We start from the raw sequence: 6,546 nt of genomic DNA, 5'->3' as shown, positions 1-6,546 counted from the left end.
GCCGCCGCCACGGGCCCCGGGCTGGTGGTGGAATTCGGCATCGGCAATGCCCGCAAGGTGGATCCGCTGCTCACAGCTCTGAGCAGCAGCGTCTTCGCCGCATTGGACATCAGCCTCAGCACCCTGAAGGAGACCCTCTCCGGTCTCGCGGCCCGGCACTCCAACACCGCCATAGTGGGCATCTGCTGTGACCACACCCGCCTGGAACAGCTGCCGCAGCATCCCGCCCTCGACAGCCAACGGCGCATCGGCTTCTTTCCTGGCAGCTCCCTGGGCAACTTCACCCCAGAGGAAGCTGTGGACTTTCTGCGCAATACTCAGCAGCTGCTGGCTGGAGGGCCGCTGCTGCTGGGGCTGGATCAACCCCGCGAGCCGGCCCTAATGGAGGCCGCCTACGACGATGCCGCCGGCGTGTCCGCCGCCTTCGCCCGCAACCTGCTACAGCGGCTCAACCGCGACCTCCAGAGCGATGCCGATCCCGCGCAGTTCCGCTACCGGGCCCGCTGGCAAGAGCAGCAGCAGCGCATCGAAATGGCGCTGGTGAGCACGCAGGAACAGACCGTGCACCTGAGCGGTGAGGCCTGGTTCTTTCGCCAGGGCGAGACCTGGATCACCGAATACAGCGTCAAATACTCCCCGGACGCCGCGGCCGCCCTCGCGGCCCAGGCCGGCTGGCGGATCCAACGCCGCTGGACCGATCCACACCAGCAGATCGCTCTGCATCTGCTTTTGCCGGCAAACTGAGCCCACAGACTGCGCCCAGGAGCTCAGGCGGCATGAAATCAGACGAACGGCGTCAGGCCATCAAACGGCAGCGTGAGCAGCTAATCCAAGACCTGGAAGTGGTGTACATGGCGGCCTTCGATCGCCTGGGGGAACTGGAAGGTGAAGTGGGAGAAGTGAAAGCAGCACAACTCACCCAGATGATCCTTAACTCCAAAACGGCCGCGATCGAGCCCCTGGAAAAAGAAATCGAAAAACCGCTGATCACCACCCCAGGCGAGGCATGAGCAGCTGGCTGGAGCAGTTGGAGCGGGAGCTGGACGTCCGGCTCTCCGCCTTTCTACACAACAACCCCGTCCAGGAGCACCTATTCAGCTTCAGCGAACAGCACCTGAAGGATCGGGCGGCAGCCCTGCAACGGCAACGCCAGCAACTGCAAGGCGAAGCGAAGCAGCAACGCCAGCAGCTGCTGAGGATTGCCGAGGACGTACGGGCCTGGCGCAACCGGGTGGACCGCGCCAGGGCGGCCGGCGCAGCCAATCTGGCCGGGCGAGCCGAACAACATCTCACCAGCCTGATGAACCAGGGCCGCGCCCTCTGGGCCGACCTGGAGGATCTGGGACGCCGCTTCAACGAGGTGGAGCGACAGCTGCAGGAACTTCACCAGCAAAAGCAAACGCCCAGCCCCTCAACACTGGAGAAGGACTGGGCGTTGTTTGAAGCGGAACAGGAGCTTGAACAGCTGCGCCGCGACGCTGGGCTGAGTTAATCAGGCCTTGGGCGCAGAGGGCTCAAGGCTGACACCCTCGGGCGGAGGTGTGGGATCCGGATCGGCGATCAGCATGTGCTGAAGCACGATTTCCGGCCGCTCACTGTCGCGCCAGCGAATGCGGTAAGCGGGCATTTTGGTACCACGGCTGGTGGTCTGCTCCACCGGCTCCATCACCCATCCCCGGCGGGAACGGCCCTGGGGATTCCGCTTGACCACGGCATCAGCGTGCTTGAAGCGAAACCCGACGCGTTCTCCACTCATGGGGATAGGACCATGCCACTCCTCCCATTATTCCACTGAGGGTGGTTCTCCCTTGCAGGACTCTGGCCGCAGCAGCGGGAAGGCGATGACGTCCCGAATCGAGGGGCTGTCGGTGAGCAGCATCACCAGCCGGTCGATGCCGATGCCTAAACCTCCGGTGGGGGGCATGCCCACCTCCAGGGCCGTGACGAAATCCTCGTCCAACCCCTGGGCTTCCAGATCACCTGCCACCTTGCGCGCCTGTTGGGCCTCAAGGCGCTGGCGTTGATCCACGGGATCGGTGAGCTCACTGAAAGCATTGGCATGCTCGCGGCCGACAATGAACAACTCAAAGCGTTCCACCAAGCCGGGCTTGCTGCGATGGGGTCGAGCCAGGGGCGAAATCTCCACCGGGTAATCGGTGACGAAGGTGGGCTGAATCAGGGTCGTCTCCACTGCTTGCTCAAAGGCTTCATTGAGCAGACGGCCCACGGAGTCGGCCAGCTCAGGCGCATGCAGGCCCTTAGCGGTCATCGCCGCAGCCGCAGCCTCCCGACTGCTGAAGCTGTTGAAATCAAGCCCCGTTGCATCCTGCACGAGTTCATGCATCGTGGCGCGCCGCCATGGGGGTGCGAGATCGATTGCGATGCCCTGGTAGGTGATGGTAGTCGTGCCGCAGACCTCCTGGCACACCGCGCTGACCATCTGCTCGGTGAGCTCCATCATCCCGAGGTAATCGCTGTAGGCCTGATAGATCTCCACCGAAGTGAACTCGGGGTTGTGGCGGGTGCTGACCCCTTCATTACGGAAGATCCGGCCCAGCTCATACACCCGCTCAAAGCCGCCCACCACCAGGCGCTTCAGGTGCAACTCGGTGGCAATCCGGAGGGTGAGGGACAGGTCGAGGGCGTTGTGGTGGGTCTCGAACGGCCGCGCGTCAGCGCCACCGGGTTCGCTCTGCAGCACGGGGGTCTCGATCTCGAGAAAGTCACGCTGATCGAGCCAGTGGCGAATACCGCTCACCAGGCGGGCCCGGCGCCGGAAGGTCTCACGGCTGTCGGGGGACACGACCAGATCCAGATAGCGCTGGCGGTAGCGCTTCTCCACGTCGGCCAATCCATACCACTTGTCGGGAAGGGGCTGCAGCGCCTTGGTGAGCATGCGCCAGTCGCTCACTTTCACTGACAGCTCGCCACGGTCGGTGCGACGCAGGGTGCCGCCTACCCCAAGCCAGTCGCCACTATCCACCAGCGAGGTGATCTGTTTGAACCAGCCCTCCTGCTGTGCCTCGAGACCCGCCTTCTCCAGGAACAGCTGGATGGAGCCCGTCTCATCGGCCAGGGTGAAAAAGGCCAGCTTGCCCATCACCCGGCGGGTCATCACCCGTCCCGCCACGGAAACGCTGACGTCCCGCTCTTCCCCCTTGGGCAGATCGGCATGGGTCTCCTGCAGCTCAGCCATGCGGTGGCTGGGACTGAAGGTGAGAGCATAGGGGCCCTGCCCCAACTCTTCCAACGTCTTGGCCTTTTCCAGACGGGTGTCGCGCAGCTCAGACACAGCAGCAGGTCAGTCGAGAGCCATCCTGCCCGCCCGCGGGTTGATCAACCGGCAGCAGAGGCCTCGCCCATGCGTTGGGAGGCGTAGCCAATGCCCCGGACTGTGAGAATTAGCTCGGGATTGCGGGGGTCAGGCTCCAACTTTCCTCGCAAACGCGCCACATAGACATCCACCACGCGTAGATCGGCTGCACGGCGAGGGGGATAACCCCAAAGCTGCTCAAGGATTTCCGCCCGGGGCACAACATGGCCGGGGTCGCGGAAAAGCAACTCGAGCAGGCTGAACTCCGTGTAAGTGAGGTTGATGCGCTCCGATCCGCGGGTGACCTGGCGTCGGTTGGTGTCCACCACCAGGTCCCCGAGGCGCAAAACGCCTTGCCCTATGGGCAATTCACGGCTTTCAACAACAGCATTGCCCCGGCCCACCCGGCGCAGAATCGTGGCGATGCGTGCCTCGAGTTCCTTGGGGCTGAAGGGCTTGGGTATGTAGTCATCAGCGCCCAGATCCAGGCCGGTCACCCGCTCGGAGATCGCTTCAACCGCGGAGAGAAAGATGATCGGCACACAGGATTCAGCCCGCAGGCGGCGGCAGACGGCAAAGCCATCCAGCTTGGGCAGCATCACATCGAGGACCACCAGGTCGGGGGACTCGTTGTGGAACATTTCCAGGGCTTGCTCACCGTCCTCAGCGCAGATGACGCGGTAACCCGACAGCTGCAGGCGCATCAGCAGAATGCGCCGGACTGCAGCCTCATCATCAACGACAAGAATAGTCGCTTTCGGTTGTGAGGGCAGGTCGGCCGTCATCCGAATCAAACCCTTAACGGGTTGCAACCTTACTGGTCAGGGCCTGGGCACCGACGCAAACACCCTGGCGCGCAGCCAGTTTACTGATTATTTTAAGAATTGCCGGCGACCTCGGGCCATCGCGAACGGGCGTAACGGGTCCATTCTGACGCCGCAGCTGTTAAGGCCTGCTCAGGGCTGACCTGGGCCAACATCGCCCGCTGCATCTGGGTGTAGATGATCTTCTGCAGACGCTTGATGCCCGGCAAGGCCGGCACCAACACCCTGGCCTGATCCAACGTGCTGGCCGACAACAAACGGGCCTGGCGAATCTGACGCTCCTCGGCTGTGCCAGGAACCTGCTGCTCCAATTCAGCACGCACCCGGGCCAAGGCCTCCAACGACGACGGCAACACTCGAGCCTCAGCCGCAAAGCGCGCCTGTTGATCAGCATTGGTCAGGAACAGCGCAAGATCCACAGCCTCTTGGGCGCGCTGGCTCTGACGCGGCACCGCCAACGTCATCAAAGCCACATTGGCTGTGCCATCTGCACCGGTCACCGGGGCGTGGGGCTCCGTCATCGCGGCCACCCCTGGCGCATTGGTCTGAATGCTGCGCAGGAATTCCGCCCCCGTGGCCGCCAGGGCCAGATCACCGCTTTGGAACAACTCGATCGACCGGTGTTGCCCCTGACTCACCACCTCCCGAGGCAACAGCCCCTCCCGGTAGAGATCACTCCAAAAACGAAAGGCCCGGCGCCCCGCAGGGCTGTCGAAGGCAGCCCTGCGTTGGGAATCCAGCAGGGTCACCCCCATCTGCACCAGGGTTTCCAGAAGCTCGGCCGAGTCGTCCGGAACGGTGGTGAGGAACAGGCCGTAACGGCCTGTGCGCTCACGGATGCGACGGGCGAAGGCCGGCACCTGATCCCAGCGGCTGGGCGGTGCTGCAATGCCGGCTCGATCCAACAGTGCGCGGTTCACCAGACTCAGCCGCACCGTGAGATACCAGGGCACCGCGATCTGTCCGGCATCAGTGTCACGACAGGACTGCCACACCGAGGGCAGATAGCGGCCAGCGGCATCAGCCGGCAGCAGCGTGGTCAAGTCGGCCAGTCCCCCCTTGCTGGCCAGATTGGCGGCGAAGGGCGGATTGAGGTTCACCACATCCGGGGCCGTGCGCGCAAACACCGCAGCCAGCAACTTGCGCTCCACGGACCCCCAGGGCAGATCCGTCCAGCGCACGGGCGCATCGGGATGGAGGCGGCTCCAGGCCCCCAAAACATCCGCGAAATACGGGTTGAACTTGGGAGCCAATTGCAGGGTCCACAACTCCAAGGCCCTGGTCTGTGAGGTCCTGGGGCCGCAGGCCACCAGCCCAAAGGCCGCTGCCCCCAGCAGCAGCTCCCGACGGGTCAGCCTCATGAGGGCACCCTCCTTCGCCTTCGCCAGAACAGCAACTGCAACGACACCAACACCGGCGCCAGCAAACCCGTCACCAGGGCCTGGCACCAGAGGGTCTGCAGCCCCCAGCTCTGGGTGAGGGGATCCAACACTCCACCGTGACTCCACCAGAGCTGAAGGATCAGCGACAAACCAAGACCCACGGACCCGAGCCAGGCCAACAAGCCCAGATTCAGGCTGCGTTGGATCGGTGCTGCACGCCGCCCCAGCTGTCCCCACCACCAGCCCAGCAACAGCAGCGCCGGCACCTGACTGACACCGCTCAGATTGAGACCATCCAACACCAGCCCCAAAGCCACACCCGATAACGCCCCCGACACCGGACCATCCACAAGAGCCCAGGGCAACAGCCAGAGCACAGCCCAGGCGGGACCAACCCCATCGATGGCCAACCAAGGCGGCGACGCCAAGGCCAGAAACGGCACCAGCAAAGCCGAGGCCACACAGATCGGTTGTCGGTGCAGACGCGTCATGTCAGCGGGTCTGCACTTGCACCCAGTCGATCGCCTCCGGTGCTGCGATCAACTGCACCACCGCTACGGGTGCAGGGACAGCCTGTTCATCCACCGACTGGATTACCCCCACCGGCACGTTGGGGGGCAACAGGGTGCTGGCCGGGGACGTGGCCAGCAGATCCCCCGGACGCACGTCGGGATCCTTGTCGATGAAGCGAAGCGACAGACGGCTGCTGCCGCGGCCCACCAGCAATCCATGGCGGCGGCTACGGGGCAGCCAGACGCCGATCTCATGGCCCGGGGCAGTGAGCAACTTCACCCGCGCCGTGGCGGGGGTAACACTGTCGATGCGGCCCACCAAACCTCCAGGGCCAAGAACAGCATCGCCCCGACCGATGCCCTGCAGCGAGCCCTTGCCCAGTTGCAATTGCTGCCACCACCCTCGCGACGAGCGGGAGATCACGGCAGCCGAAACGTTTCCTTGTGCTGATCCCTGTTGCTGTAACTCCAGCAAAGCGCGCAAGCGACGGTTGTCGTCTTCCAGCAACTGCAGG

Annotated in this window: 9 protein-coding genes; 3 read left to right on the top strand and 6 right to left on the bottom strand. The window is 64.0% G+C overall.

What is annotated here, in order from left to right; translation table 11 throughout:
• The 3 genes from ACGVJ8_RS05720 to ACGVJ8_RS05710 all read left to right on the top strand — a co-directional run.
• Positions 1-744: L-histidine N(alpha)-methyltransferase (locus tag ACGVJ8_RS05720; RefSeq protein WP_392346238.1), on the top strand; the 744-nt coding region annotated here is incomplete at its 5' end.
• A 32-nt stretch (positions 745-776) separates the two neighbouring features.
• A complete protein-coding gene (locus ACGVJ8_RS05715) occupies positions 777-1,010 on the top strand; it encodes a hercynine metabolism small protein (protein ID WP_392346236.1) in 234 nt (77 codons plus the stop codon).
• Positions 1,007-1,492, top strand: coding sequence for a hercynine metabolism protein (locus tag ACGVJ8_RS05710; protein WP_392346234.1), 486 nt, complete (start codon positions 1,007-1,009; stop codon positions 1,490-1,492). The genes ACGVJ8_RS05715 and ACGVJ8_RS05710 overlap by 4 nt, the downstream gene beginning before the upstream one ends.
• On the opposite strand, the gene ACGVJ8_RS05705 is transcribed toward ACGVJ8_RS05710, so the two are convergent.
• The 6 genes from ACGVJ8_RS05705 to mreC all read right to left on the bottom strand — a co-directional run.
• Positions 1,493-1,756, bottom strand: coding sequence for a hypothetical protein (locus ACGVJ8_RS05705; RefSeq protein WP_392346233.1), 264 nt, complete (start codon positions 1,754-1,756; stop codon positions 1,493-1,495).
• A 27-nt stretch (positions 1,757-1,783) separates the two neighbouring features.
• The gene (lysS, locus tag ACGVJ8_RS05700; protein ID WP_392346232.1) at positions 1,784-3,292 is read right to left on the bottom strand and encodes a lysine--tRNA ligase; all 1,509 of its coding nucleotides are present in this window, start codon (positions 3,290-3,292) and stop codon (positions 1,784-1,786) included.
• 44 nt (positions 3,293-3,336) lie between these two features.
• A complete protein-coding gene (gene rpaB, locus ACGVJ8_RS05695) occupies positions 3,337-4,098 on the bottom strand; it encodes a response regulator transcription factor RpaB (RefSeq protein WP_392346230.1) in 762 nt (253 codons plus the stop codon).
• Positions 4,099-4,190: 92 nt separating this feature from the next.
• Positions 4,191-5,498 (bottom strand): ABC transporter substrate-binding protein, encoded by a 1,308-nt coding sequence (locus ACGVJ8_RS05690; RefSeq protein ID WP_392346228.1) that lies wholly within the window; start codon positions 5,496-5,498, stop codon positions 4,191-4,193.
• Complete coding sequence (locus tag ACGVJ8_RS05685) at positions 5,495-6,010, bottom strand: rod shape-determining protein MreD (RefSeq protein WP_392346226.1); 516 nt, start codon at positions 6,008-6,010, stop codon at positions 5,495-5,497. The genes ACGVJ8_RS05690 and ACGVJ8_RS05685 overlap by 4 nt, the downstream gene beginning before the upstream one ends.
• Position 6,011: 1 nt before the next feature.
• A partial coding sequence (gene mreC / locus ACGVJ8_RS05680) for a rod shape-determining protein MreC (protein ID WP_392346224.1) occupies positions 6,012-6,546 on the bottom strand: 535 nt, incomplete at its 5' end.

It is taken from the genome of Parasynechococcus sp. (genome assembly GCF_042954245.1).
GTDB lineage: Bacteria > Cyanobacteriota > Cyanobacteriia > PCC-6307 > Cyanobiaceae > Parasynechococcus.
The sequence above is the reverse complement of the archived record's forward strand: the minus strand, read 5'-3'. Positions and strand labels throughout refer to the sequence as shown.

Coding starts and splice junctions, on each gene's coding strand:
- ACGVJ8_RS05715 (WP_392346236.1), top strand. CDS start 777: ATGAAATCAGACGAACGGCGTCAGGCCATCAAACGGCAGCGTGAGCAG.
- ACGVJ8_RS05710 (WP_392346234.1), top strand. CDS start 1,007: ATGAGCAGCTGGCTGGAGCAGTTGGAGCGGGAGCTGGACGTCCGGCTC.
- ACGVJ8_RS05705 (WP_392346233.1), bottom strand. CDS start 1,756: ATGAGTGGAGAACGCGTCGGGTTTCGCTTCAAGCACGCTGATGCCGTG.
- rpaB (WP_392346230.1), bottom strand. CDS start 4,098: ATGACGGCCGACCTGCCCTCACAACCGAAAGCGACTATTCTTGTCGTT.
- ACGVJ8_RS05690 (WP_392346228.1), bottom strand. CDS start 5,498: ATGAGGCTGACCCGTCGGGAGCTGCTGCTGGGGGCAGCGGCCTTTGGG.
- ACGVJ8_RS05685 (WP_392346226.1), bottom strand. CDS start 6,010: ATGACGCGTCTGCACCGACAACCGATCTGTGTGGCCTCGGCTTTGCTG.